Here is a 23,814-nt window from a genome sequence, read left to right on the forward strand (position 1 = left end):
ATCATCGGAGCGTCGTGGCTAATTGCGGCACATCGGCCAACGGCAACACCGTGATCTGAGTGTCAAGAGGATATGCTTGGCGACCGGGATAGATCACCCAGAGATGATCAAGGGCAAGATCGTTCAGGGCAATCCGCATCGATCGGGTCACACCGGGAGCATCGGCAAACTTGATCTCGAAACCGTAGCGTTTGCCGCGGATATGAACGAGCAAATCAAGTTCAGCTCCAGAATGCGTTGCCCAAAAGTAGGCTTCCTGCGCTTGGAGCAGCGTGATAATTTGTTCGATAGCGAATCCTTCCCACGAAGCGCCAAGTTTAGGATGGCCCTGAACATCGGCCAATGTTGTCAGATGCAACAGACCATGCAACATGCCGCTATCACGAATATAGATCTTAGGTGATTTGACCTGCCGTTTGCTCATATTTTCAAACCAAGGCGGCAGGATGCGCACCATATATGCACCGGCCAAAATGTCGAGGTAGCGTCGAGCGGTCGCTTCGCTCGAACCTAATGAGCGAGCAAATTCAGCAGCATTCCACTGCTGACCGTGGAAATGAGCAACCATCGTCCAAAACCGGCGGAGGGTCTCGGCTGGAACAGTAATGCCCAATTGGGGAATATCACGTTCGAGGAATGTGCGGATAAACGCCTCGCGCCAGAGCATGCTACGTTCGTCATCAACGGCGAGAAAAGAGCGTGGAAAACCGCCGCGCAGCCAGAGCTGGTACAGGTTATCGACGCCGGCTTCAGCGAGATTGAAGCCAGCCATATCCACAAACCCAATCCGTCCAGCCAACGTCTCAGAAGCGCCGCGCACAAGATGAGGCGAGGCTGAGCCAAGTAAGAGAAATTGCGCAGTACTGTGCGGCCGATCGACGAGGACGCGCAGCAACTCGAACAAGGCCGGTTGGCGTTGAATTTCATCGATAATGACGAGACCGGAAAGCGTCTCAAGCACGGTAAGCGGCGCAGTCAAGCGCCGTGCATCGACCGGATGCTCGAGGTCGAAATAGGTTGCGTTCTGAGCAGTGCTGAGCATGCGGGCCACGGTCGTCTTGCCGCATTGCCGTGGCCCCAACAGCGCCACAACCGGATGAATCGTAAACAGCCGTTTAATTTGGTCAATAATCGCTGGTCGCGGGATAAGCATAGCTCGATTGTATTCCTTGAAAATCCTCATGTCAAGTGCGGATTTTCAAGGAAGAACCTCACTTCGCTGCCGTAAACCGCACCAGCGCCCAGATGATCGCTCCCGCAGCGATGATGTGCATCACGTTGAGGATCATCTGTTCAATCAAGCTGATCGGCAGGGTGAAGGGGCCGGCGAATGAAATGACTAGCACCACGGCTGCGATGAGCAGAAAGACACGCAGCGGGCGGGCGGCGAAGCGGTTGAGCAACGCTAAGACAATCGCCGCGCCGATCGCCGGAATAACGGTTGAAACGATCACCGCCACCGCCGGTAAGGGCATTGGCTCGTTCGTGGGTGGTGCTGGGGCCAAAAACTCAAACCCGGCGGTGCGCGCGGCGAAATAGACGATCAGGTTAGCGATCACGCCGATAAGAGCGCCGATGAGCGTAGCGAGCGGTAGACGGCGCACGTCGAGCGGTTGGTTAAGCCAATTCATCATCATATCCTCGGTTGGAAATCACCATCCAAAACCTGAGATCCCTGCTCCCTGCGGTTCGTGAGCAAACAGAACGTATGAGTATAGAATGGAGTTGATGGCGTTGCGATGCGTCGTTTCACCCTCACCCTCAGCGTCGCTCCCACTGGTTCAGGGATGGACAGACGATCTGATCCGGAACCCGGCCCTTCAGGGCCGGGCTAGGGGTACGAAGCCCGCTGTGCGGGCTGCTGGCCCTTATCCCCAGTTCCGCTCCCAATGGCGCGGGAGCGGAGAGTCGAACGTTGAGCATCGCACAGCGATCCACAGTTGTACGCGACCAGATATTCAACTCCCTACGGGTAAGGCAGAGAGCTGGCGAGGCGGGATAGACCCTCTAATCTTAGAGGGCGGAGAAGCATGCCGATTCTCCCCGTCCTCCGCGGTCATCGTTTTCACGCCTGATCAGCCAAATTGCGATACACCCGTTGCATTGCGGCAACCAGCGCGGCGGTTTCTGCCGCCGTTAACCCTGCAAACGCCTGCCGGGCTACCGCTTGGCAGGCCGCTTCGACCGCCGGCCTGATCGCGCGCCCACGTTCGGTCAGCCAGACGTGGCGAGCGCGGGCATCGCCAGTAGCGGTGCGTTGGGTCACGAGACCGATGCGGGCCAGCCGGCGCACCATCTTGCTGACCGTCGGCGGCTCGATGCGCAGGCGAGCGGCCAGCCGGGCTTGGCTTTGGCCATCCTCTGCCCACAACGCGCGCAAGATCATCTCTTGCCCGACGTACAACCCGTGCTGGCTGAGGGCAATGTCGAGCTGGTTGCGATAGGCTTTGCAGAGATTGGCGAGCAAGAAGCTCAGATCGTCTTCCATCATTATTGGCTGGCAAATAATAAGCTGGCTAAGAATATTGTGCCATGCATTGTTTGTTTGTCAAGGGTGCGCGTGCTCTTAGGCGGCGGTTGGCTGGCGCAACGAATTTGGTTGGCCGGCAGCCATGATCAGCCGGTTCACGTCAGCGTTCAGATAGATTGCGCGGCTGGCAGGATCGCTCAACCGGCTGGCTCGCTCTTGCACCAAGGCGCGGCCTAGGTCAAGAATAGCCTGTGCCCGCGGGTCATGATTGGCTTCCAACGCCTGATAAGCCGTCCAATAGATCCGCAGCGTCTCTTCCGCGCCGTAGAGGTTGCCGCCGGCGAGCAGATGCTCAACAATCGGTGCGACCCGGCGCAAGGCTTCGGGCAGATCGTTGCGCGCTAACGCCACGCGGGTCAGGCCGGCCTGCGATTCAAGGATGAGCGGGTGGTAGTTGAGGCGTTGGCGCAGCGCTTTCGCTTGGGTATATGCCTGCTCGGCTTCATCGATCCGGCCCAGCGCCAGCAAGGCATGGCCTTGGAAGTCGTAGCCGTAGGCTTGGAGATCGAGCAGATGACCAGCCTGCTGGGTCGCGGCGCGGGCATAGTCGAGCGCCAGTTCGTGGCGTTGGTTGTGGTGAGCGTGCAGGCTCAAATTGGCCAGTACCACCGTGTGATGTTTGGAATTGCCCACTTTATCGCAGAGCGCGAGCGCGATCTGGGTGTGCGCTAACGCGCGTTCGTAGTGCCCCATCTGGTCATACGAGATACCGAGATTAATATGGGCCACCAACTCGGCATCCCGGTTGCCGCACTCACGGGCCAGCGCCAATTCTTGCCAGTAGTAGCGTTGCGCCTGCCCGTAATCGCCGCACGCATCGGCATTCTGCGCCAGCAGGTCGAGCACGTTGGTTTGGTGATAGGTCAAGCGGAGGCGCTGGTAGATCGCGAGCGCCTGTTGCAGATAATATTCTGAGCCGGCGAAATCTCCTTGCGCATTGACCACATTGCTGAGCGTTTCGTTGCAGCGAGCCAACATCAGGTAATGATCAGCTTGGCCGGCGAGATCGAGAGCTTTTTGCGCGTACTCCCTTGCCAGCTCGTTGTGGCCCGCATGGAGTTCACACCAACTCAGCAGACGCCAGTAGGTACTTTCGATCGCGAGGAGATCGAGCGAGTCTGCTGGAACGGATTGATCAAGCACCGCACGCAGCCGATCCAGCGTTGCCCGACCGGTTGCTTTGTAACTTCCTGCGTTCTCGATGATGCCCAGCCGCAAGAGCGCTTGGGCAAGCAACAGCGGATCGGCCACCTGTTCGGCTAGCCTGACCGCTTCGTGGAGCATCTCCTCAATTGCTGGCCCGCCGCTACGATAGCGCTGCAACATCCCTTGGGCAAGCAGCAAATGCACTCGTAGTCGTTGGCTGGCCGGTTGGTTGGGGTGGCTCACGTAAGCCAGACTCTGCTGGATCCGCTCGAGCCCATCGACCAATCGCCCGCTCAGGTAGAAGAGATCTTCGTAGGCAGGCGCCGCAGCGCTGGCCAAGTCCCACTCCCTATGAGCCAGCGCCCAGCGCCACGCGGCTTCGATATCGTTCAGACTCGCGATCAATCGCTCGCGGACGGCGAAGCTCTCCGCTCCTTGCATAGCGTGGTACGAGCCGGCCAGCCAGCCCAAAAACCAGCGGGTATGGCGGCGAGCGGCTTCGTTAGCCAGCTCATGACCAAAATCGCCAGCCAGCTTCTCGCCGGCGAGCTGGCGGATATGCTCGTGGAGCCACACGGTACGATCGTCAAGCCGGCGGGCTAACGCCAGATCAAATAACTCGTCCAGCGCTTGGGCATTGCCGGTAATGGCCTGTGCCGCCTCGATCGGGCATGGCGCTCGCACAATGCTCAGCATTGCCAGCGCTTGCCGGCTGCGTTCCGCCAACGTTTGCCACGTCGAGGCAAAGATGGCAGCCAAGCTGCGGTGGCGAGCCGGCGTGTCGGCCAGCGGACTGCGCAACGTTTTGATGCTCTGCTCGACCGTCTGGCGCAAGGCCGGTAAACTCATACTGTGCAGCGAGGCTGCGGCTAGTTCGATCCCAAGCGGCAATCCATCAAGATCGGCGCAAATGTGTTCAATATCGTCCAACGCCATACTGCCGCTGAGCGTAATGCCACTACGCTCGGCAAGTTCGATAAACATCTGCGCGCTGGGACTAAGCCCTCCAGCAGTGATAGTAGTCGAGAGCGGTCTGATCTTCAGCACATGCTCGCGGCGCAACTGGAGGGGCTGGCGGGTTGTGACCAAGGCGACACAATCGGGTGCGGCTGCCAGCAGTTCGTTGACCAACAGGTTCGCAGCGGCGACGTGCTCGAAACTATCGAAGACCAATAGGTACGCACGCGCTTGCAAAGCGGCTATGACTTGCGCCGGCACGGACTGGCGAGCATTCAATTCGATGTGGCAAGCTGCAGCAATGGCGCGGGCCACATGTTCGGCGGCATCTTCATTGGCTATCGCAGCGCCATCTTCGGGGTGCAAGAAGATATACCGCACCCCATCCCGGAACGCATACTGCATCAGGTGCGCGGCGCGCATTGCTAGCCGGGTTTTGCCAATCCCGCCGGCCCCGACCACACTGATCAGTTGCATATTGGGCTGATTGAGCCAGCCGGCTAGTGTCTCCACTTCGCTTGCCCGCCCGATGAGCGGCAACTGGTCGATCGCAGCGGCTTGGCGTTGTGAGGGCAAGCTTGTTGCGTTGGCCAGATGGCCAGCGCGAATCGTTGATGCCAGATGTTGCGTCTCGGCTTCCGGCTCAATCCCAAACTCGCGCTGCAATATATCACAACAGGTCTGGTAGTGCGCTAGCGCCGCCGCGCGTTGCCCCTGCTGGGCCAGCGCCAGCATCAATTGGCGATGGGCCGCTTCGTGCCATAGTTCGAGATGCAATTGTTTGCCGGCATAGCTTTGCGCTGCCGGCCAGTCGCCTTCGCGCAGCGCCCGCTCGGCGAGATGGCCAAAAACCTCGATCGCGGCCCGGTGCATTGCTTCACCTTGATGGGTTGACCATTCGAGGAACGGTTCGCTTTCCGGGGTGATGCCGGCCAGAAATGCCCCGCGGTACAGCGCAGCGGCCTCGCGCACATGCGCTTGGCAACTAGGGCAACCGGCGGCAGAGCGGTGAGAGTGGTTGCGTACCGCTGCAACTGCTTGCGTGAAATCTAATGCATCGACCTGCCACGAGCCGGGCAGGTCGAGGGTGACGGTAGCTGGTTCGGTGCGTAGTACGTGGTGATCATTGCCTAACGCTTGCCGGATACGGCTAAGTGTGACACGCAGCGTATTTTGCGCGGCGCTCTGCGGTCGATCTGGCCAGAGCAAATTGGCCAGTGTCTCGCGCCGCACGGCTTGCCGTTGGTGAAAGCATAGCCACGCGAAGAGCAAGCGCGCGCTGTCGGTTTGAAACGCCCCGCTTAGCGAGACGCCGTCACGGCGAACGTCAAAACCGCCTAAGAGTTGAATGTGCCATTCAGTCATGATGGTGCGTTGGGTGATGGCTTGGCGACATGATCGGATTATACAACTTGCCGGCGGTGATTGCCAACCGCGCACGTGTATCTACATCTGCGTCGTGGTAGGAGCCGGACAGCCGTCCGGCTCTACTTCGCGCCTTGGTCTCCTTTGCGCCATGGGGAGCCGGACAGCCGTCCGGCTCTCCAATGTTCGGAAACCTGTTACAATGATTGGCATGACAGCCATTTCCGTCCAACACCTGCACCCCGCCCTGCGCGCTGCGCTCTGGATGGCCGGCGCGTTGCTCTCGTTCAGCGCCATGGCCGTCGGCGGGCGCGAACTCGCCGCCGAGCTGTCCACGTTTCAGATCCTCTTCTTCCGTAGCCTGATCGGTCTGCCGCTGGTTGCGCTGGTTGCGCTACGCTACGGCGGCGCGACCCAGTTGCGCACCCGCCGCCTGCCGTTGCATCTGGCCCGCAATGTGTCCCACTTCGGCGGCCAGTACGGCTGGTTCTACGGCTTGGCCTTCATCCCGCTGGCCGAGGTCTTTGCAATTGAGTTTACCGTGCCGCTGTGGACGGCGCTGCTCGCGGCGTTGTTGTTACGCGAACGGTTAACCCGCGCCCGGTTGGCGGCGGTGGCGCTGGGGGTGGCCGGGACGCTGGTCATCTTACGCCCCGGCATGGGGTTGGTGCATCCGGCTGCCTTGGCTGTGCTGCTGGCTGCGTTTGGTTACGCCACTGCCCATACTCTGACCAAAAAGCTGGTCAGCACCGAGACGCCGCTGGCGATCCTGTTCTATATGACCCTGATCCAACTGCCGCTCGGTCTCATCCCGTCATTGCCGGATTGGACACTGCCCTCGCCGGAGCGATGGCCGTGGGTGCTCGCGGTCGGTATCTCGGCGTTGACTGCGCACTACTGCATGGCGCGCGCGTTGCGATTGGCTGATGCCACCGTGGTCGTGCCGCTCGATTTTCTCCGCTTGCCGCTGATTGCGCTCATCGGCGCACTCTTCTACGGCGAGACGGTCACGTGGCCGCTGGCGCTTGGCTCGGCCCTCATCCTTGCCGGGATTGTGGTCAATCTGCGCGCCGAGCGGCGCTGATCCAGCCCCTCACGTTGTCATTGCGATGGTGCGCCGGCCTCAGTGTCGCCGGGGCCGGCCGCCCGAAGCAATCTCCCGCGCGAGCGTGAGCAATGCCTAATCGTAATCGACCATCTCACCAACGCTAACCTGCCGCACCCAACCTTCCCTATGCTACAATGACGGTAGGGCTGCGCCCAATCCGTCACATCCGTGAATAGCCGTGTCCTATTGTTATGACCTCTCCCACCAGCGGTAACATCCTCTCTCACATTGTCAGTTTCGGCTATCTGCTGCGCGAAATGGGCATCGCCGTCAGTCCCGGCCAGATCGTCGAGCTGATCGAAGCGATCGAGCACGTCGGTTTGCTCCGCCGCGAGGATTTGCGGGCCACCATGCGGTGTATGCTGGTCTTGCGCCGCGAAGACCTGCCGTTGTTCGAGCTGGCCTTTGAATTCTTTTGGAAGAAGGCGCTAGGTGTCGATCTCGAACGCGAGATGATGCAGATGCTGCTGCCGCAGGTCAAGATTCCGCGCCGCCAGTTGCGGTTGCCGCGCCGCCAGCCCGTCGCTGACGATGCCGATTCGGCTGAAGAGCAAGAGCGGGAAGAGATCGATATCCAGCTCACCTTTAGCCGTGATGAAGCGCTGCGCAACAAAGATTTCGCCCAGTGTACATGGGAAGAGGTGCAAGCCTGCAAAGAGCTGATCCGGCGCATGGAATGGCGCATCCCGCCGCGCCGCACCCGCCGCCGCCGTCCGGCCCGCGCCGGTCGTCTGCTCGATATGCGCCGCACCCTGCGCCAAAGCTGGCGGTTTGGCGGCGAGCCGGTCGAACTGGCGTGGCGCGACATTCGCACCGAGCCGCGCCCGCTGGTGCTGATTTGCGATATTTCCGGCAGTATGGAGCGCTATTCGCGCATTTTGCTCCAGTTTGCCCATGCGATCTCGGCTGGCTTGGGTGATGTCGAAACCTTTGTGTTCGGCACGCGCCTGACCCGCATCACCCGCCAGTTGCGCCACAAAGACATTGACGAGGCGATCGATGCGGTCAGCAAGCATGTGGTGGATTGGAGCGGCGGCACCCGCATCGGCGAGGCGATCAAGGAGTTCAACTTCCGCTGGGGCCGGCGCGTGCTTGGGCGCAGTCCGGTGGTGATGGTGATCAGCGACGGTTGGGATCGCGGCGAGCCTGAATTGTTATCGCGCGAGATGGATCGGCTGCAACGCTCGTGCCATCGCTTGATCTGGTTAAACCCGCTGCTCGGCACGCCCGGCTACGAGCCGCTGACGGTCGGGATGCAAGCGGCGCTGCCGTTCGTTGATGACTTTTTACCGGTGCATAATCTCGTAAGTTTAGAGCAACTCGGCGCGAAACTGGCCTCGCTCAGCGCGCAGCGCCCGCCGCGCCGCCAGCGCATGACGACGATGCGAGGGACGCGATGACACATCCTGCTCAGTTGAAGGCGGAAGCCGATGCGTTGATTGCGCGCGGCAAAGCGTTGATTGCCGCCGATCTGCCGCAAGCGACCGACCTGCTCAATCAGGCGGTCAAATTGTATTGGGCGGCGGGCGACTACTACAGCGCCGCAGCGCAAACCGGCAACTACGGGTGGGCGTTGCGCCGTATGGGCCGGCCCGATCTGGCCCGGCCCTACTTGGCCCGCGCCGCCGAGATCTTCGCTGATCTCGGTCTCGCCGATTTCGCCGAGCGCCATCGCGCCGCTGCCGAAGACATCGCTGCCGATTTGACGCCCGAATTTCTCGCCAGCTTGCCGCCAGCAGTGCGGCAGGCGATCGAGCAAGGCGATGGCGCGGCGTTGCAATTTGCGATCAATGGCTTGCCGCCGGCTGAACAGCAGCAGGTCATCGACCGCTTGGCCGCGATTGGCCTGATCAGCATCGCTGAGAGCGAAGAAGATGCCTCGCATGCCGTGCAGCAATTCGAGCCATTGTTGCAGGCGATTGCCGCTGTCGCGCGCGGTGATGAGAGCGAGCGAGCCGATGTCGAGCGCGCGTTGGATGACCTTGAACGCAAGGGTTGGCGCATCCGCAAAGCGGTGCGCCAAATCTGGCAAGGCGAGCGCCGCCGCCAGCGCCTCACCTACGGTCTCGATGAGGTTGACACCGCGATCGTCAATCGCATCCTTGATCTGCTGGCGTGAGGAAGAGCCGTAAAAGGAATAGCCACAAAAAGGCGCAAAAGGCATAACCGCTGACGGGTTCTTTCCCTCTCCCGGCAGGGTTGAGGGGCTGGAGGTCGAGGCCATAAATCGCCACGAAAAGACACAAGAGGCACAAAAACATTGTATGGTAAACGCTTGTGTCTCGTTATGGCTCTTCCCCCAAAACCCCTTTGCGTCCTCTGCGCCTTGGCTTGCTTTGCGGCTTTGCGGTAGCGGAACACTGTAGTGGACGCCGAGGGCGTGGAAGGGGAAGCGCCAAGAAACGACACCCAAGATGGTATATTATGTTTTTATGCTGTGAGTGACAGAATCCCGCTCGCGCAGGAGATTGCTTCGCCTCGCGGCGAGCCGAGCTCCGCTCGGCCCCGACCGCTCGGCTCGCAATGACAACCAGAACGGTGGCCCTTCTCCCACAACCCCTTTGCGCCCTCTGCGGAGCCGGATAGCCATCCGGCTCTCCTGCGCCTTTGCGTTACAATCTCTGCGGCTTTGCGGTGGCGGAACACTGTAGTGGACGCCGAGGGCGTGGAGAATGCGACTCATATCAAACCCCCTTTGCGTCCTCTGCGTTCTTCGTGCCTTTGCGTTAAGAGTCTTTGCGTCCTCTGCGCCTTTGCTCGCTTTGCGCCTTTGCGGTAGCGAAACGCCGGGGTTGGAGTGCGAGTTAGTTAGCCAAAAAACTGTTGCAACGCCGCTAGCGTCTCGGCTGGCGCCTCTTCGGGCAAGAAATGGCCGCCGGGGACGCTATGGCCTTGCACATCGACCGCATACTCGCGCCAAACCTGCAACACATCGTAGCGCTTGCCGACAAAACCGGCGCTGCCCCACAACACCAGCAGCGGGCACAGCACCTTGCGCCCGGCGCGGACATCTTCGTCATCGTGTACGAGATCGATGCTGGCCGCTGCCCGGTAATCGGCGCAACTGGCAGCAATCGCGGCGGGATCGCGAAAACAGCGCACATACTCGGCTATCGCCTGCTCGGTGAAGGCGGTGGGTGTCCGCCCCCAATGCGCCAGCTTGCTGCGCACCCAGAACTCAGGGTCAGACCCGATCAGCCGTTCGGGCAACGGCGCCGGTTGGATGAGAAAGAACCAGTGGTAGTACGCCGTGGCAAAAGCGCGGTCAGCGGTGCGGTACATGTGATGGGTCGGCGCAATGTCGAGCACGGCAGCGCGTGTTACCCGATCAGGATGGTCGAGGCACATGCGATGCGTCACCCGCGCCCCACGATCGTGCCCGGCGACGGCAAAGCGGGTAAAGCCCAACTGTTCCATCAACCCCACCATATCGGCGGCCATTGTCCGTTTGCTATAGGTTGCGTGCTCGGCATCGTCAGCCGGCTTGTCGCTATCGCCGTAGCCACGCAAATCAGCGGCCACCACCGTAAACGATGCCGCCAATGACGGCGCAATCGCATGCCACATCGCATGCGTCTGCGGGTAGCCGTGCAGCAACAGCAGCGGCGGCCCGCTACCACCGATCGCGCCGGCAATCTTCACCCCGCCGACCCGTTGCCGAAACGGTAGAAATCCGTTAAGAATCGTCACGCTCGAACCTCATGGTTAGTTGTGAAATTCTTTCCCATTTAGATAGTTACTTCGAGTATAATCCATTCTATCCGAGTTCAGCATAACCGTTGACCACAAGCGAAGGAGGAAACGACGTGGTTTCTCGCATGCGTGTGATCGGGCTGCTGCTGGTGGCTTTGCTGGTGAGCGCTTGCGGTACGACAACACCTACGACCGCGCCTACGGCCGCACCGGCCGGTGGTGGCGCGGCGCCTGCCCCTGCCCCCGCACAGACTCTCCGTTACGCCTTTGGCGGCGGGCCGGTAGGCGGCGTCTTTCAGGTGTACGCCGATGTGCTCTCGCTCATTATCAAAGAGAAGGTGCCCGGTGTTGATATTACGGCTGAGGGCACCGGCGGTTCGGCCGAGAATCTGCGCTCGGTGCAATCTGGCGATCGCCAGTTTGGCATTGTCTATTCTGGTGATGTGGCGTTAGGCGCATTGGGCCAATTGCCCGATGATCCGACGATTTACAACAAAGTGATGCCGGTTGCGCCGTTGTACGGCGGCGTTGCTCACTTGGTCGTCTCTGAGCGCAGTGGGATTACCTCGGTGAGCGATCTGGTCGGCAAACGGATTGCGCTGGGGAACGCCGGTTCCGGCGCTGCCCTGAGCGCTGAGCGTTACTTCAAGGCGCTGAACCTGTTTGATAAAATCCAAATCGAATATCTGGGCTATTCACAAGCAGCGGCAGCGATGGCCGACGGCCAACTCGACGGCTTCTGGGTGCTGGCCGGCTTCCCCAACGCCTCGGTGCGCGAGGCCGCGACGGCGACCAAGATCCGCCTGATCGATATTTACACGCCGGGTCTTGAGGGCGGCTTCTTCGAGCAATACCCCTTCTACTCGCCGCGAGCGTTGACCGGCGGTGCGTATGATGGGATGCCCACCGATGTGATGAGCTTCCAAGATACGGCGCTGTGGGTGGCTAACGCCGATGTGCCGGCTGATATTGTCTATCAGGCCCTGAAGGCGGTGTATCTTGAGGGTGGTCTTGATCGGCTGCGCGAGGCCCATCCATCAGCCAAAGAGATGGGGTTGGAAGTGGGCATTACCGGTATCGCGAACAAATTGCACCCCGGTGCGGTCAAGTTCTGGACTGAGCAGGGTGTGCAGATTCCTGACGAACTGAAGTAAGCGTGATGGCGAGTGGCAACGGTGTCGCTGAAACGGAACCGGAGGGAGTGATGACTCCCTCCGGCGCTACTGCATGAAGGGGTCGTTATGGCTGAGCTAAAACCATCTGGCGGGATGCCAACCAGCGACGAGATCGATCAGGAAAAGGTTCGCCAATACCTCGAACAAGAAGAGAAACCAACCCGCTCGCTAGGCCGCTTTTGGGGGGCAATTGTAGCCCTGATCGCGGTCGGCATGGCCGGGTTTTATATTTATACTGCCGGCACGTTGCCGGCGCCGGTGCAGTGGCAGCGCGGCATCTATGTCATGCTGACCTACATTCTGGTGTTGCTGCTCTATCCGGCGGTGGGCAAGAAGAGTCCGGCCAAGCCATGGTTAGAGCGGTTTGCCGATCGATTGCCGGGGCCAGTACGGGCAATCGTGATGCCGCGCGGCGGGCCGACGATCATCGATGTGATCTTGATTGCCGTCGTGGTAGTGGTAGTGGGGTACTTTATCCTGAACTACCCTTCGCTGCAACGGCGGGCCGGCGCTTATAATCAGACCGATTTTCTCGTCAGCGTGATCGGTTTGATCGTCTCGCTCGAGATTGCGCGCCGCGTGCTAGGTTGGTCGATGACCTTAATCGGTCTCTTCTTCATCCTCTACTTGCGGTTTGGGTTTGTTCTCTACGATATACCGATTCTCGACACCTTCGCCCATCGCGGCCAACCTTGGCAACGGGTGGCAACTGTCTTGTTCCTCGACCAAGAGGGTGTGTTTGGCGTGATGGCCAACGTGCTGGTCAGCTACGTCATTCTCTTTATCTTCTTTGGCGCGTTTCTCAACAAAGCCGGAGCCAGCCGCTTCTTCATCGACTTGCCGCTCGCACTGGCCGGCAGGAGCACCGGCGGGCCGGCCAAAGTCGCGGTGTTATCATCGGCTCTGTTTGGTTCGATTTCCGGCAGCGCCATCGCCAATACGGTCAGCACCGGCACCTTTACCATCCCCTTGATGAAACGGGCCGGCTTCCGTCCGCATGTGGCCGGCGCGATCGAGCCGTCGGCCTCAATCGGCGGCGCCTTTATGCCGCCGGTGATGGGGGCCGGTGCGTTCTTGATGTCGGAATTGACCAATACCCCGTATTCGGTGATTGTCGCTGTTTCGATCGTGCCGGCGATTCTCTACTTTTTATCAGTGTTGACGATGGTGCATTTCGAGGCCAAGAAGTTTGGCCTCAGCGGGATCAAGACCGAGCATACGGCGTGGCAGATCATTCGCAATGAATGGTACTTATCGCTGCCGTTACTCGTAGTGATTTTTATGCTAGTCCGCGGTTACTCCCCCGGCTATGCCGCGTTTTGGTCGATCCTCTCCTGCATTCCGCTGATGTATATGCTGCCGGAAAACGTGGCCGACTTGAAGAATCCGGCGGCGCGCGGCGGAACGTTGCTGCACGCCTTTGCGCGTAGTACCGTGCGCGTGATCAAGACGATCAATGAAGCGTTGCAGAAGGGCGTGCGCGATACGCTGGTGATAGGCGCGACGGTGGGTGTGATCGGGATGATCGTCGGTACGATCTACGCCACCGGTGTCGGCCAACGCTTCGCCAACATTATCGTGAGCCTGAGCGGCGGTGATATTCTGGCGGCGGTGGCGCTGATTGGAATAGCCTCGCTCCTGCTCGGCATGGGTGTGCCGGTGACGGCAGCGTATCTGATCACTGCCGTGATCGCGGTGCCGGCGTTGACCAGCCTTGGCGTGGCGTTGTTGGCGGCGCACATGATCGTCTACTGGTTTAGCCAAGACAGCAATATCACCCCGCCGGTGTGTGTGGCGGCGTATGCCGGCGCAGCCATTGCCGGCGCTGACCCGTGGAAGACCGGCTGGACATCGTTCAAGTTTGCGAAGCTGCTCTATGTGATGCCGTTGCTCTTTGCCTTTACGCCGGAAATCCTAATGATCGGCGCAAGCGGCCAGCCGTTAGTCGATGTAGAATGGAGTAAAGTCGCGATGTCGTGGTTCTCGGCCACGCTTGGCACGATCGCGTTCTCGGCGGTATCGATGTTCTACCTCGTGCGCAAGACGACGTGGTGGGAATGGATTATCGCGGCGATTGGCACCTTCTTCTGCTTCTGGCCCAGTCTGCTCACTGATCTGTTGGGGGTGGCGATCGTTGGCGGCGTCTGGCTATGGCAATGGTACGATGTGCGCCGGCAACGGCAAGCCAAGATGCAGTCGAGCATGGCTGATTAAGTGGTAAGAGGAGTGAAGGCAATGCACGACATTCTTGACGCGATCGACCGCTGGTTGGCCCGTGGCGAGCAGGTGGCGATTGCGACAGTAGTGCGCACAATGGGGTCGTCGCCGCGGCAGGTGGGGGCCAAGATGGCGGTGTCGTCGGGCGGCGCAATGATTGGCTCGGTCAGCGGCGGTTGCATTGAGGGCGCGGTGTTTGAAGCCTGCCAAGAAGCGATTGCCACCGGCCAAGCTCGCCTGCTCCATTTTGGCGTCGCCGATGAGACGGCGTGGGAAGTGGGGTTGGCTTGCGGCGGTACGATTGATGTGCTGGTTGAGCCGCTGCGGTAAACGTGGGGGCTAGGGCGCAACGGGTGAGCGGCCCGCGCTCCCATGGCGGGCTGGGGGGCAGCGGGCGAGCCGCCCGCGCTCCCATGGCGGGCTGGGGTGCGGGCCGCTGGCCCGCACTCCCATGGCGGGCTGGGGCGCAACGGGCGAGCCGCCCGCACTCCCATGGCGTGCTAGGGGGGCAACGGGCGAGCCGCCCGCGCTCCTATGGCGTGCTAGGGCGCAGCGGGCGAGCCGCCCGCGCTCCTTATGTGGGAATAGCGGAACTATGTTTCAGTAAACTGTAGCTCCCCTTCTTTGACAACAGGCGAGAAGGGGCGGCTGGATGAGGGTGCAATGTCGTATGAGCGCAATCTATGAACTGGTGCGCGACGCCGTGCGCAATGGCCGGCCATTGGCGACGGTAACGGTGCTCGCCGGCGGGCCGGTCGGGGCTAAGCTGGCCGTGACACCCGATGGCCAAACCTTTGGCGATTTGGGGGATGGCAATCTAACGGCGCAAGCAGTGCAGGCGGCGCTGCCCTTGCTGGCCCAAGGCGACACCCAAGCGATCACGCTGGCCTCTGGTGCAACCGTCTTTATCGAGAGTTTTGTGCCGCCGCCAACCCTCTTTATGGTCGGCGGGGTGCATATCAGCATCGCCTTGGCGGCGCTGGCCAAAGTCGTTGGCTTCCGCACCGTCGTGATCGACGCGCGTGAGGCGTTTGCCACTGGTGAGCGGTTTGCGCATGTTGATGAACTTGTCGTCGCGTGGCCTGATGAGGCGCTGGCAGGCCGGCTCGATGCGCGCAGCAGCGTAGCTGTGCTGACCCACGATCCCAAGCTCGACGACCCAGCCTTGCGGGTGGCGCTGCGTTCACCAGCACGTTACATTGGCGCACTGGGCAGTCCCAAGACCCATGCCCGCCGCCTTGAGCGGCTGGCCGCCGAAGGGTTTACTGCCGAGGAATTGGCCCGCATCCACGGCCCGATCGGTCTGCCGATTGGCGCGAAGACACCAGAAGAGATCGCGCTGAGCATTTTGGCGCAGGTAGTGCAGGTGGCCCGGCGGGGCAGGCCGGCATAATTGGCAACGCACATGAGATACGGATATACCCGGATGGGGCAATGGATGCAGTCCGATGGCATTATTGCTGGAAGCTGCCATTGTCTACGTTGAATATGCGCTTGGTGCTAGCGAGGAGACCTGACTATGCCGCCGCTTGATCGCCGTCAAGCCGAATTGCTCTACGAAGGCGCGCAGGCGCTGGTGCGCGGGGATAAGGAACGCGCGCGCGAGTTGCTGCTGGAACTGGTGGAATTAAATGAACAAATCCCGGAAGCGTGGCTTTGGCTGAGTGGTGCGGTTGATGATCCCGCCGATCAGCGAGTGGCGCTGGAAAATGTGCTGGCGCTTGACCCTGACAATCCTTATGCCCAAGAAGGCTTGGCGTACCTTGATGCGCAGGGGTGAACGCATAGCTTGAGGCACAGATAACCGGGTCAGCGAACCAAGCCTTCTATGGAATGCGGCAGTATCACTGCCGCATTCCATAATGAATTGCCCTCGTGCGGGTGTATTGTGGTTATGGAAACCGGTGCGGCGCGGCTATCGTATACCGCAATAGGTTACTTATGGAGTGCGGCAGTTTGACTGCCGCACTCCATAATGAATCGCTCTCGTGCAGGTGTTGAGGGGCGGACAGCAATGTGGTTGCGGACAACCGTTGATCGCGGTGCGATGCCTCACCGTTGAGCTCGGCTCCTCTCTCCCGCGCCAGTGGGAGCGGGGCTGGGGGTGAGGGCCAGCAGCCCGCGCAGCGGGCTTCGTACCCCAAGCCCGGCCCTTTAGGGCCGGGTTGCGGACAGAACATCTGTCCGCCCTTAAACGTGCACCAGTGGGAGCGGGGCTAGAGGTGAGGGCCAGCAGCCCGCGCAGCGGGCTTCGTACCCCAAGCCCGGCCCTTTAGGGCCGGGTTGCGGACAGAACATCTGTCCGCCCTTGAACGCGCAGCAGTGGGAGCGGGGCTGGGGGTGAGGGCCAGCAGCCCGCGCAGCGGGCTTCGTACCCCAAGCCCGGCCCTTTAGGGCCGGGTTGCGGACAGAACATCTGTCCGCCCTTGAACGCGCAGCAGTGGGAGCGGGGCTGGGGGTGAGGGCCAGCAGCCCGCGCAGCGGGCTTCGTACCCCAAGCCCGGCCCTTTAGGGCCGGGTTGCGGACAGAACATCTGTCCGCCCTTGAACGCGCGCCAGGGGAGAGGGGCTAGGGGTGAGGGCGAACCAGCGGATCGCAAAGCCATCAATCGTATCTGCACGCATGCGTTTTGTCCGCCCTTGAGCATGCGAGGGTAGTGTGGTTATGGAACCCGGTGCGGCTATGGCGTGCGGCAGTCATACTGCCACACGCCATAATGAATCGCTCTCGTGCAGGTGTAGGATGGGTATCTACCGCCCCCGGCGACACGCACGACCGTGCGCAACGTGCATGCTATCGGGCAGCATTCGGTGATACGCCGCACCCGCTTACCCCGCCATCGCCTGCCCAACCCAATACGTATGCCGGCTGACCGTCACCATCCCGCGCACAGCAATGCCCTCGACCGGAGTGACTTCCGCTTCATTGACCAAGACGAGGGTAGGTTCGACGCCGGGGAAGCGCATCTTGTAGGCGGCAATCGCCGCGGCGATCTTTTGCGCTACCGGTGTTTTCGGGTTGTCGTCGTACCACATCAAGAAGGGCGGCTGCCGGCGCACGAGGGTGTCACTGCCCGATGCGGGAGCAGCAGGTACGGGTGCCAGTGTCGTGACGGTTGCGCTGGCTGGCGCTGATGATTTACGAGCCATAACCGATCCTCTTTCTCTCAGGTTGCAGAAACGAGCATCCGCAACGGCGTGAGCTATGATCCTTCTCCCAGCGTCGCTTACGTTACCGCAGGAGATTGCTGCTCAGACCCTAGCGGTTGTGGCGGCTGCACTTGCGCCCTCGCAGTGACTAGCGATCAAGCGCATCGCAACGCGCTGTTATCCTCACCCCAAGGGCGCGCTTAGGTGGGGGCAATGTGGTACGTGCGCGAGCGTCTGATTACCAGCGCGACCAGTGCCCTCGCTCGTGTTGCCGATACCACCGGCCCGTTGCCAGATCGTGGATCAAGGTCTGCTCGCCGCCGTCGGTACAACGTACCCGGTAGTAGCGCAAATCGCCGTCGTGACGGCAGACATCACGGATCCCGGCAATGCTGCTGACCCGATGCACGCGATCATTGTGGCGGAAGGCGGCTGGCAGAAAGCCAAACCGTAAGGCAAGCAGTTCGATAGGTTCGCTGCGTGGCGGGCAACGCATCCGTTGCGGCGCCGGTCGATAGGCCGCCTTTTGTAACGTTTTCCAGCTCAGCATCGCATTCCCCCGGTGTTGGCATGGCTGCTGAGCTGAAGTATATCAGAACATTTGTTCAATGTCAAGCTGGATCGGGGCGTTCCCAATCGCCGCTGCGCCCGCCCCGCTTGGCGATCAGGCGAATCCCATCAATCTGCATCAGCTTGTCAACCGCCTTGCACATGTCATAGATCGTTAGCGCCGCAATGCTCACCGCCGTGAGTGCCTCCATCTCGACCCCGGTCTGGCCAGTGCAACGCACTGTTGCTTCAATCTCCAGCGCGTTGCCGGCGGGGTCAGGGGTAAACGTGACGCTGGCGTGGCTGAGGTTGAGCAGATGGCAGAGCGGAATCAGTTCGGACGTGCGTTTGGCCGCCATGATCCCCGCCACCCGCGCCACCGCTAGCACGTCACCCTTCGGCATCCCCCCGCTCATAATCAGACTGAGCGTCGCCGGCTGCATGATCACCCTCCCGCGCGCAATCGCTTCTCGTGCGGTGATCGCCTTGTCGCCGACATCAACCATCCGCGCATGCCCGGCAGCATCGAGGTGGCTCAGTTCGTTCCCCGATTCGCTCATGTGTTCCTCTCTGAATATAGATTTGATAACCTTTACCCGTCCATTCGCTCAAATATTCTACTCGATCTCTGCTATCGCGCGCATTGCAACCAAATTGTTATGTTTTTAGATGCTTTGGCCGCTTGAAACTGGGTGCTAGGTCGGCTATAATGTGGCGGCAGGTGGGGAAAAGTGGGGAAAAGTGGGCGACTTTCCCATCTACACGGGGGTAACGGGCGTGTTTCTGGGGACGCACGAACATACCATCGACGAAAAGGGCCGGCTAGCAATTCCGGCCCGCTTTCGCGCCGAGCTGGCCGGTGGGATGGTCGTGACCCGCGGTTTTGACCGTTGTCTGCTGATTTTCCCCTTGCCGTTCTGGAGTGATTTGACTCGCCGGGTGAGCGCGCTGTCGTTGACCGATGAAGATGCGCGCATGTTGCGCCGGTTGCTGTTTGCTAACGCTTCCGAGCAAGAAATGGATCGGCAGGGGCGGATTTTGCTGCCCCAGAGCTTGCGGGAAAACGTCGATTTGGCCGATCAGGCGGTGGTGGTGGGCCTTGATACCTTTATCGAGGTGTGGGCGCCTGATCGCTGGCGCGAGATCGAAGAGCGGCTTGCCAGCCAAGGCCCGCGCTTTGACGAACAGATGCGAAAGTTGGGGATTTGATGGTGGTGACGTTCCAACATACGCCGGTGTTGCTGGCTGAGGTCATCGCGGCGCTGGCCCCGCGGCCCGGTGGTCGCTATCTCGATGCGACTGTTGGCGGCGGCGGGCACGCGCTGGCGGTGTTGCAAGCCGCCCAACCCGGCGGGGTGTTGTTGGGGATCGATGCCGATCCGGCGGCGCTGGCTGCTACTGCCGAGCGGCTGGCTGAGGCCGGTCTCGGCCAGCAGGCCGTCTTGCGCCACGGATCGTTCGCCGATCTGGCTGTATTGGCCACAGAGGCCGGTTTTACCGCCGTCGATGGCATTCTGTTCGATCTGGGGGTGTCGTCGTACCAGCTCGATACGCCAGAACGCGGTTTTTCGTTTGCCGCCGATGGCCCGCTCGATATGCGGCTTGACCCGACTCAAGGCCCGACGGCGGCTGATCTGGTGAATCGCTTGAGTGAGCGCGAGCTGGCCGATATTATCTTTCAGTATGGCGAAGAGCACGCGGCCCGCCGGATTGCGCGTGCGATTGTCGAACGCCGGCGCTTGCAGCCATTTCATGCTACTGCCGATCTGGCGGCGGTAGTGGCCCGCGCCGTGGGTGGCCGTCACGGGCGGATCCATCCGGCAACCCGCACGTTTCAAGCGTTGCGAATCGCGGTCAATCACGAGCTTGACCGGTTGGCGGCGGCGTTGCCGCAGGCGGTCGCGCTGCTCGCCCTTGGCGGCAAGTTGGCGGTGATTAGCTTTCATTCACTCGAAGATCGGATCGTCAAGCAGTTTCTGCGCGCTGAGGCCGCTGGTGAAGCGCCGCGTTTAGCCATCATCACCAAGAAGCCGGTGGTGGCCAGCGCTGCGGAAGTTGCCGCCAATCCGCGGGCGCGGAGCGCCAAATTGCGAGTTGCCGTTCGGATTGCGTAACGAGGGCGGCTAGAAGAGGAAACGCGATGGCAGTCAGAAGCGAACAGATTCCAGCTTTGTTGGGGCGAGTGCGGCTGCGCCGGATCGATCTCTCACGGTATCTCAAACTTGATGGCGCGCGCTATATGCTGTTGCTGGCGCTGATCTGCTGCCTGTTGAGCGTGTTAACCCTCTTGCAGAGCGGATTGGTGGCGCGGATGAACTACGAGCTGGTGGAGCTGCGCCAACAGCAGGTGCAACTGACCCGCGAGTATTCGCAGTTGCAAGAGCAGTTGGCGCGGGTGCAGTCGGTCGAGGCGCGCCTCAAACGGGCTGCCGAATTGGGGTTCCGCCAACCAACGCCTGATCAGTTGCGCTATGTGCGCATTCCAAATCTCCCGAATCTAGACGAGTAACGATACTATGGCTGCCACCACTCGCCGCACCCATTCAAACGCTTCCACCACCGCTGTCACACCGCCGGTCGGGCGTCTTGCCCGCTGGCGGTTGCAAGCGTTGTTGATTGGTTGCATGGTGATCATGTTGATCGTGACCGTGCGGTTGGTCGATTTGCAAGTAGTGCGCAGCCAAGAGTTGGCTAGCAAAGCGCGGCTCGAGATTGAAACGCCGGTGTTGCTGGCCCCGCGCCGGGGCCAAATTACCGATGCCAACGGCACGGTACTGGCGATGGACGTCGAACGGCAAAGTCTGTTTGCTATTCCGCCGCAGGTACCGGCTGACCGCAAAGCTGAGATTGCCTTGTTGGTTGCCGGTCTGACCGGCGCTCCCGCCGAGCCGATCCTGTCGGCGCTTCGCTCTGATCGGCAGTGGGTGCGCTTGGCCCGCTGGCTCGAACCAGAAGTGGCGGCGCAAGTGGCCGAACTCAAGCTGCCCGGTCTCCGGCTGGTCTACGAGCCGATGCGCTTCTACCCGCAAGGGATCACGGCGGCGCAGGTGGTTGGGGCGCTGAATCTGAACGGTGAGGGGATTAGCGGGATTGAGGCGTACTACGATCAGCTCTTACGGGGGACGGAAGGCCGGGTGGAGGGTGAGTTCGATCCGGCCCGCAACCCAATTGCCACCAGCCTCTCGCGCACCCTGCCGCCGCAAGACGGCGCCAACCTGCAATTGACGATTGATCCGTTCATCCAGCAGGTGGCCGAGCGTGAGTTGAAGCAGGCGATTGATGAGCAGAATGCCGACGGCGGGTCGGTGATTGTGCTCGATCCGCGCACCGGCGCGATCCTCGCGATGGCGAGCTGGCCGTTCTTTGACCCTAACCGTTGGCAGGAGTACCCGCCGGAGGTGTACGGGCGCAATCCGGCGATTGGCGTGGTCTATGAGCCGGGCAGTACCTTCAAGATGTTTACCGCCAGCGCTGCGCTCAGTTCAGGAGCCGTCACGACGAGCACCACCGTTGATGATCCGGGGTGGGTGGTGCGCTATGGCCGCACGTTGCGCAATTTTGACGGCGCGCCGCGCGGGGCGTTAACACTGGCCGGCATGCTCTACTATTCGAGCAATGTGGCGGCGTTGCAGTTTAACGAGCTGACCGGCCCGGAAGCGTTTTACCGCACGCTGACCCGCTTCGGCTTCGGCCAACCGACCGGGGTTGATCTAGCCGGCGAAGAGAGCGGGATTGTCAATTTCTACGGCGGCGCAGGCTACAATCCGCTGACCTTCTTGATCAATGCCTACGGCCAAGCGATTTCGGTGACGCCGTTGCAATTGGTGCAGGCGGCAGCGGCTATCGCCAACGATGGGGTGATGATGCAGCCCTACGTTGTGCAACAGATCTGTCGCAACGACGGGTGTGTGCAAACCCAACCGCAAGTGGCGGGGAAGCCAATCGAGCCGGAGGTGGCCCGCGCGGTGCGCGAGATGCTAGTCGAGGCGGCCAACCACTATGCCCCGGTCATCTGGGGGCCGCGCACCGGTAATTGGCGTGACCAATGGCTCGTGCCCGGCTACCGGGTCGGGGCCAAGACTGGCACCGCATCGATCCCGTTGCCCGGCGGCGGCTATGATCCCACCTATACCATTGGTTCGGTGTTGGGGATTGCGCCGGTTGATGAGCCGCGCTTTGTGGTGTTGGTCAAGATCGATCGCCCGAAAAAAGATACGCTCGGTGTGTTAACCGCGATTCCGGTTTACTACAACGTGGTCGATCAATTGTTGCGGTACGCGCATGTGCCGCCGGATCGGTCGCTTGTCAGTCCGGGACAACCGTAGGTGTTGGTATGGCGTTCGCTCTCTCAGCTTGGTATCAGCCGCCGCCGCCGCCGCTCAATCGAAATGAGCGGAAGGGAGATGCTATAATGGCCTCCGCGAGGCGCTTGGCGCGCAAGGTGACGTTGGGAGGGCGATTTGATCAGGCTCGACAATTTATTGTATGGGGTGCAACCGCGCGCGACGCGGCAGGCGGTGGTAGTGCCGCCGCCGTGGGATGGCCGGCTAATCGGCCCAGTGGTGACCGATTCGCGCGAGGTGACGCCGGGATCGCTCTTTGTGGCGCTGGCCGGCGAACGCACCGATGGGCATCGTTTTTTACCCGATGTGGTGGCGCGCGGCGCGGCGGCGGCGTTGGTGTCGCCGGTGACGCTCGCGGCGTTGGCTCCCGATCTGGCGGCGGCAGCCCGGCCATGGCGGTTGATCGAGCCAACTGAAAGCGCGTTGTTGGCGAACGTTCCGCCTGAAGCGTGCCTCCTCATCGCTGTAGACGACCCGCTGCAAGCGTTGCAGCGTGCGGCTGTCTACCATCGGCGGATGTTCACGCCGACGGTGATTGGGATCACCGGCAGCGTGGGCAAGACCTCGACTAAAGAGGTCGTCGCGGCTGTGGTCAGCCAGCGATTGCGAACCTTAAAAAGCCAACGTAGCTTTAACAGTGATGTGACATTGCCGGCTACCTTGCTCGGGCTGACTGCCGACCATCAAGTGGCAGTGCTCGAGATGGGGATGTGGGCGGCGGGCGAGATCCGCTTCTTGGCGGCGCTCGCTCGTCCCCACATCGGAATTGTGACCAATGTCGGCCCGTCGCACCTCGAACGGCTCGGCAGTATCGAGGCGATTGCCAATGCGAAAGCGGAATTGCCTGAGTCGTTGCCGGCTGAGGGCTGGTGCATCCTCAACGCCGATGATCCGCGGGTGGCGGCGATGGCGACGCGCACCCCAGCGCGGGTGCTGACGTATGGCTACGCGCCGCACGCCGATGTGCGCGTGACCGATGTGATCAGCTATGGCCTGTACGGGATTGAGCTCACGGTCGTCTATCAAGGCGCGCAGCATCGTTTGCGCACCCCCTTGATCGGGAAGCACCACGCTTATACGGCGCTGGCGGCAATCGCGGCAGGTTTGGTGCTCGGTTTGGATTGGGAAGCGATTGCGGCCGGTTTGCGCGCACCCGGCGAGCAGTTGCGCCTGCGGGTGGTGCAGAGCCAGACCGGGGTGACGATTATTGACGACACCTACAATGCGGCGCCGCTGTCAACGATCGCTGCGCTGAACGTGTTGGCCGAAACGCCGGGCCGCCGGATCGCCGTGTTGGGTGAGATGCTCGAATTGGGGGCGGCAACCGAAGAGGGGCACCGGCAAGTGGGTGCTGCCGCTGCCCAGACGGCTGATTGGTTGGTGGCGGTGGGCCGGCAAGCGCAGACAATGGCTGAAGCGGCGTTAGCGGCTGGTATGCCGCCCGATCGGGTGGCAATCTGCCCTGATAACGAATCGGCGATTGACCTGCTCAATCAGATGATCCGCTCTGGTGATTGCCTGCTTATCAAAGGATCGCGCGGTGTGCAGATGGAAACAATCGTTGCCGCGCTCCAAGCCTGA

Annotated in this window: 21 protein-coding genes; 13 read left to right on the forward strand and 8 right to left on the reverse strand. The window is 61.2% G+C overall.

Translation table 11 applies throughout. The features are described from left to right. Position 1 precedes the first annotated feature (1 nt). The 4 genes from A6A03_RS00730 to A6A03_RS00745 form a co-directional block, all read right to left on the reverse strand. A complete protein-coding gene (locus tag A6A03_RS00730; RefSeq protein WP_066782611.1) occupies positions 2 to 1,153 on the reverse strand; it encodes an ATP-binding protein in 1,152 nt (383 codons plus the stop codon). Between the two features lie 58 nt (positions 1,154 to 1,211). Continuing rightward, positions 1,212 to 1,631 (reverse strand): DUF6069 family protein, encoded by a 420-nt coding sequence (locus A6A03_RS00735; RefSeq protein WP_066782613.1) that lies wholly within the window; start codon positions 1,629 to 1,631, stop codon positions 1,212 to 1,214. Positions 1,632 to 2,065: 434 nt separating this feature from the next. Then, entirely contained in the window at positions 2,066 to 2,488 is a 423-nt protein-coding gene (locus tag A6A03_RS00740; protein WP_066782616.1) for a MarR family winged helix-turn-helix transcriptional regulator, read from the reverse strand. Between the two features lie 78 nt (positions 2,489 to 2,566). Beyond that, on the reverse strand, positions 2,567 to 5,998 hold the full coding sequence (locus A6A03_RS00745) for an AfsR/SARP family transcriptional regulator (protein WP_066782618.1): 3,432 nt from the start codon (positions 5,996 to 5,998) through the stop codon (positions 2,567 to 2,569). 211 nt (positions 5,999 to 6,209) lie between these two features. Here A6A03_RS00745 and A6A03_RS00750 point away from each other — a divergent pair, with 211 nt between their 5' ends. From A6A03_RS00750 to A6A03_RS00760, 3 genes are all read left to right on the forward strand, one after another. Beyond that, complete coding sequence (locus A6A03_RS00750; protein ID WP_066782620.1) at positions 6,210 to 7,082, forward strand: DMT family transporter; 873 nt, start codon at positions 6,210 to 6,212, stop codon at positions 7,080 to 7,082. 215 nt (positions 7,083 to 7,297) lie between these two features. Beyond that, positions 7,298 to 8,506 carry a vWA domain-containing protein gene (locus A6A03_RS00755; protein ID WP_066782622.1) on the forward strand — a complete coding sequence of 403 codons (1,209 nt, stop codon included), beginning with the start codon at positions 7,298 to 7,300 and terminating at the stop codon, positions 8,504 to 8,506. Then, on the forward strand, positions 8,503 to 9,225 hold the full coding sequence (locus A6A03_RS00760; protein ID WP_066782624.1) for a hypothetical protein: 723 nt from the start codon (positions 8,503 to 8,505) through the stop codon (positions 9,223 to 9,225). The genes A6A03_RS00755 and A6A03_RS00760 overlap by 4 nt, the downstream gene beginning before the upstream one ends. A 689-nt stretch (positions 9,226 to 9,914) precedes the next feature. On the opposite strand, the gene A6A03_RS00765 is transcribed toward A6A03_RS00760, so the two are convergent. Then, positions 9,915 to 10,796: an alpha/beta fold hydrolase gene (locus tag A6A03_RS00765; protein ID WP_066782626.1), complete on the reverse strand. Its 882-nt coding sequence runs from the start codon at positions 10,794 to 10,796 to the stop codon at positions 9,915 to 9,917. Positions 10,797 to 10,912: 116 nt separating this feature from the next. Here A6A03_RS00765 and A6A03_RS00770 point away from each other — a divergent pair, with 116 nt between their 5' ends. The 5 genes from A6A03_RS00770 to A6A03_RS00790 all read left to right on the forward strand — a co-directional run bounded on the left by A6A03_RS00770 (position 10,913) and on the right by A6A03_RS00790 (position 15,971). Beyond that, entirely contained in the window at positions 10,913 to 11,953 is a 1,041-nt protein-coding gene (locus A6A03_RS00770; protein WP_066782628.1) for a TAXI family TRAP transporter solute-binding subunit, read from the forward strand. A gap of 87 nt (positions 11,954 to 12,040) precedes the next feature. Further along, positions 12,041 to 14,188 (forward strand): TRAP transporter permease, encoded by a 2,148-nt coding sequence (locus A6A03_RS00775; RefSeq protein WP_066782630.1) that lies wholly within the window; start codon positions 12,041 to 12,043, stop codon positions 14,186 to 14,188. 21 nt (positions 14,189 to 14,209) lie between these two features. Then, a complete protein-coding gene (locus A6A03_RS00780; protein WP_066782631.1) occupies positions 14,210 to 14,521 on the forward strand; it encodes an XdhC family protein in 312 nt (103 codons plus the stop codon). A 340-nt stretch (positions 14,522 to 14,861) separates the two neighbouring features. Further along, complete coding sequence (locus tag A6A03_RS00785; protein WP_066782632.1) at positions 14,862 to 15,584, forward strand: XdhC family protein; 723 nt, start codon at positions 14,862 to 14,864, stop codon at positions 15,582 to 15,584. Between the two features lie 126 nt (positions 15,585 to 15,710). After that, positions 15,711 to 15,971, forward strand: a complete 261-nt coding sequence (locus tag A6A03_RS00790; RefSeq protein ID WP_066782634.1) for a hypothetical protein — start codon at positions 15,711 to 15,713, stop codon at positions 15,969 to 15,971. A 1,049-nt stretch (positions 15,972 to 17,020) separates the two neighbouring features. Here the strand turns inward: A6A03_RS00790 and A6A03_RS00795 are convergent. The 3 genes from A6A03_RS00795 to moaC form a co-directional block, all read right to left on the reverse strand. Continuing rightward, on the reverse strand, positions 17,021 to 17,341 hold the full coding sequence (locus A6A03_RS00795; protein WP_066782636.1) for a hypothetical protein: 321 nt from the start codon (positions 17,339 to 17,341) through the stop codon (positions 17,021 to 17,023). Positions 17,342 to 17,579: 238 nt separating this feature from the next. Next, positions 17,580 to 17,891: a hypothetical protein gene (locus A6A03_RS00800; protein WP_066782638.1), complete on the reverse strand. Its 312-nt coding sequence runs from the start codon at positions 17,889 to 17,891 to the stop codon at positions 17,580 to 17,582. A gap of 61 nt (positions 17,892 to 17,952) precedes the next feature. Then, on the reverse strand, positions 17,953 to 18,450 hold the full coding sequence (moaC, locus tag A6A03_RS00805; RefSeq protein ID WP_066782640.1) for a cyclic pyranopterin monophosphate synthase MoaC: 498 nt from the start codon (positions 18,448 to 18,450) through the stop codon (positions 17,953 to 17,955). A gap of 217 nt (positions 18,451 to 18,667) precedes the next feature. Here moaC and mraZ point away from each other — a divergent pair, with 217 nt between their 5' ends. The 5 genes from mraZ to A6A03_RS00830 all read left to right on the forward strand — a co-directional run bounded on the left by mraZ (position 18,668) and on the right by A6A03_RS00830 (position 23,814). Next, on the forward strand, positions 18,668 to 19,099 hold the full coding sequence (gene mraZ / locus A6A03_RS00810) for a division/cell wall cluster transcriptional repressor MraZ (RefSeq protein WP_066782690.1): 432 nt from the start codon (positions 18,668 to 18,670) through the stop codon (positions 19,097 to 19,099). Then, positions 19,099 to 20,004 (forward strand): 16S rRNA (cytosine(1402)-N(4))-methyltransferase RsmH, encoded by a 906-nt coding sequence (rsmH, locus tag A6A03_RS00815; protein WP_066782642.1) that lies wholly within the window; start codon positions 19,099 to 19,101, stop codon positions 20,002 to 20,004. Before mraZ ends, rsmH begins: the two co-directional genes overlap by 1 nt. A 26-nt stretch (positions 20,005 to 20,030) precedes the next feature. After that, positions 20,031 to 20,399 (forward strand): hypothetical protein, encoded by a 369-nt coding sequence (locus A6A03_RS00820; protein ID WP_066782644.1) that lies wholly within the window; start codon positions 20,031 to 20,033, stop codon positions 20,397 to 20,399. 7 nt (positions 20,400 to 20,406) lie between these two features. Continuing rightward, positions 20,407 to 22,215 carry a peptidoglycan D,D-transpeptidase FtsI family protein gene (locus A6A03_RS00825; protein WP_066782645.1) on the forward strand — a complete coding sequence of 603 codons (1,809 nt, stop codon included), beginning with the start codon at positions 20,407 to 20,409 and terminating at the stop codon, positions 22,213 to 22,215. Between the two features lie 135 nt (positions 22,216 to 22,350). Beyond that, complete coding sequence (locus tag A6A03_RS00830; protein ID WP_066782647.1) at positions 22,351 to 23,814, forward strand: UDP-N-acetylmuramoyl-tripeptide--D-alanyl-D-alanine ligase; 1,464 nt, start codon at positions 22,351 to 22,353, stop codon at positions 23,812 to 23,814.

Source organism: Chloroflexus islandicus, from assembly GCF_001650695.1.
In the GTDB taxonomy this organism is placed as follows: domain Bacteria; phylum Chloroflexota; class Chloroflexia; order Chloroflexales; family Chloroflexaceae; genus Chloroflexus; species Chloroflexus islandicus.

What these genes read in the sequence shown, in the direction of transcription:
- A6A03_RS00730 (WP_066782611.1), bottom strand. Translation starts at nt 1,153, where the DNA reads ATGCTTATCCCGCGACCAGCGATTATTGACCAAATTAAACGGCTGTTT.
- A6A03_RS00735 (WP_066782613.1), bottom strand. Translation starts at nt 1,631, where the DNA reads ATGAATTGGCTTAACCAACCGCTCGACGTGCGCCGTCTACCGCTCGCT.
- A6A03_RS00740 (WP_066782616.1), bottom strand. Translation starts at nt 2,488, where the DNA reads ATGGAAGACGATCTGAGCTTCTTGCTCGCCAATCTCTGCAAAGCCTAT.
- A6A03_RS00745 (WP_066782618.1), bottom strand. Translation starts at nt 5,998, where the DNA reads ATGACTGAATGGCACATTCAACTCTTAGGCGGTTTTGACGTTCGCCGT.
- A6A03_RS00750 (WP_066782620.1), top strand. Translation starts at nt 6,210, where the DNA reads ATGACAGCCATTTCCGTCCAACACCTGCACCCCGCCCTGCGCGCTGCG.
- A6A03_RS00755 (WP_066782622.1), top strand. Translation starts at nt 7,298, where the DNA reads ATGACCTCTCCCACCAGCGGTAACATCCTCTCTCACATTGTCAGTTTC.
- A6A03_RS00760 (WP_066782624.1), top strand. Translation starts at nt 8,503, where the DNA reads ATGACACATCCTGCTCAGTTGAAGGCGGAAGCCGATGCGTTGATTGCG.
- A6A03_RS00775 (WP_066782630.1), top strand. Translation starts at nt 12,041, where the DNA reads ATGGCTGAGCTAAAACCATCTGGCGGGATGCCAACCAGCGACGAGATC.
- A6A03_RS00780 (WP_066782631.1), top strand. Translation starts at nt 14,210, where the DNA reads ATGCACGACATTCTTGACGCGATCGACCGCTGGTTGGCCCGTGGCGAG.
- A6A03_RS00785 (WP_066782632.1), top strand. Translation starts at nt 14,862, where the DNA reads ATGAGCGCAATCTATGAACTGGTGCGCGACGCCGTGCGCAATGGCCGG.
- A6A03_RS00790 (WP_066782634.1), top strand. Translation starts at nt 15,711, where the DNA reads ATGCCGCCGCTTGATCGCCGTCAAGCCGAATTGCTCTACGAAGGCGCG.
- A6A03_RS00795 (WP_066782636.1), bottom strand. Translation starts at nt 17,341, where the DNA reads ATGGCTCGTAAATCATCAGCGCCAGCCAGCGCAACCGTCACGACACTG.
- A6A03_RS00800 (WP_066782638.1), bottom strand. Translation starts at nt 17,891, where the DNA reads ATGCTGAGCTGGAAAACGTTACAAAAGGCGGCCTATCGACCGGCGCCG.
- moaC (WP_066782640.1), bottom strand. Translation starts at nt 18,450, where the DNA reads ATGAGCGAATCGGGGAACGAACTGAGCCACCTCGATGCTGCCGGGCAT.
- rsmH (WP_066782642.1), top strand. Translation starts at nt 19,099, where the DNA reads ATGGTGGTGACGTTCCAACATACGCCGGTGTTGCTGGCTGAGGTCATC.
- A6A03_RS00820 (WP_066782644.1), top strand. Translation starts at nt 20,031, where the DNA reads ATGGCAGTCAGAAGCGAACAGATTCCAGCTTTGTTGGGGCGAGTGCGG.
- A6A03_RS00825 (WP_066782645.1), top strand. Translation starts at nt 20,407, where the DNA reads ATGGCTGCCACCACTCGCCGCACCCATTCAAACGCTTCCACCACCGCT.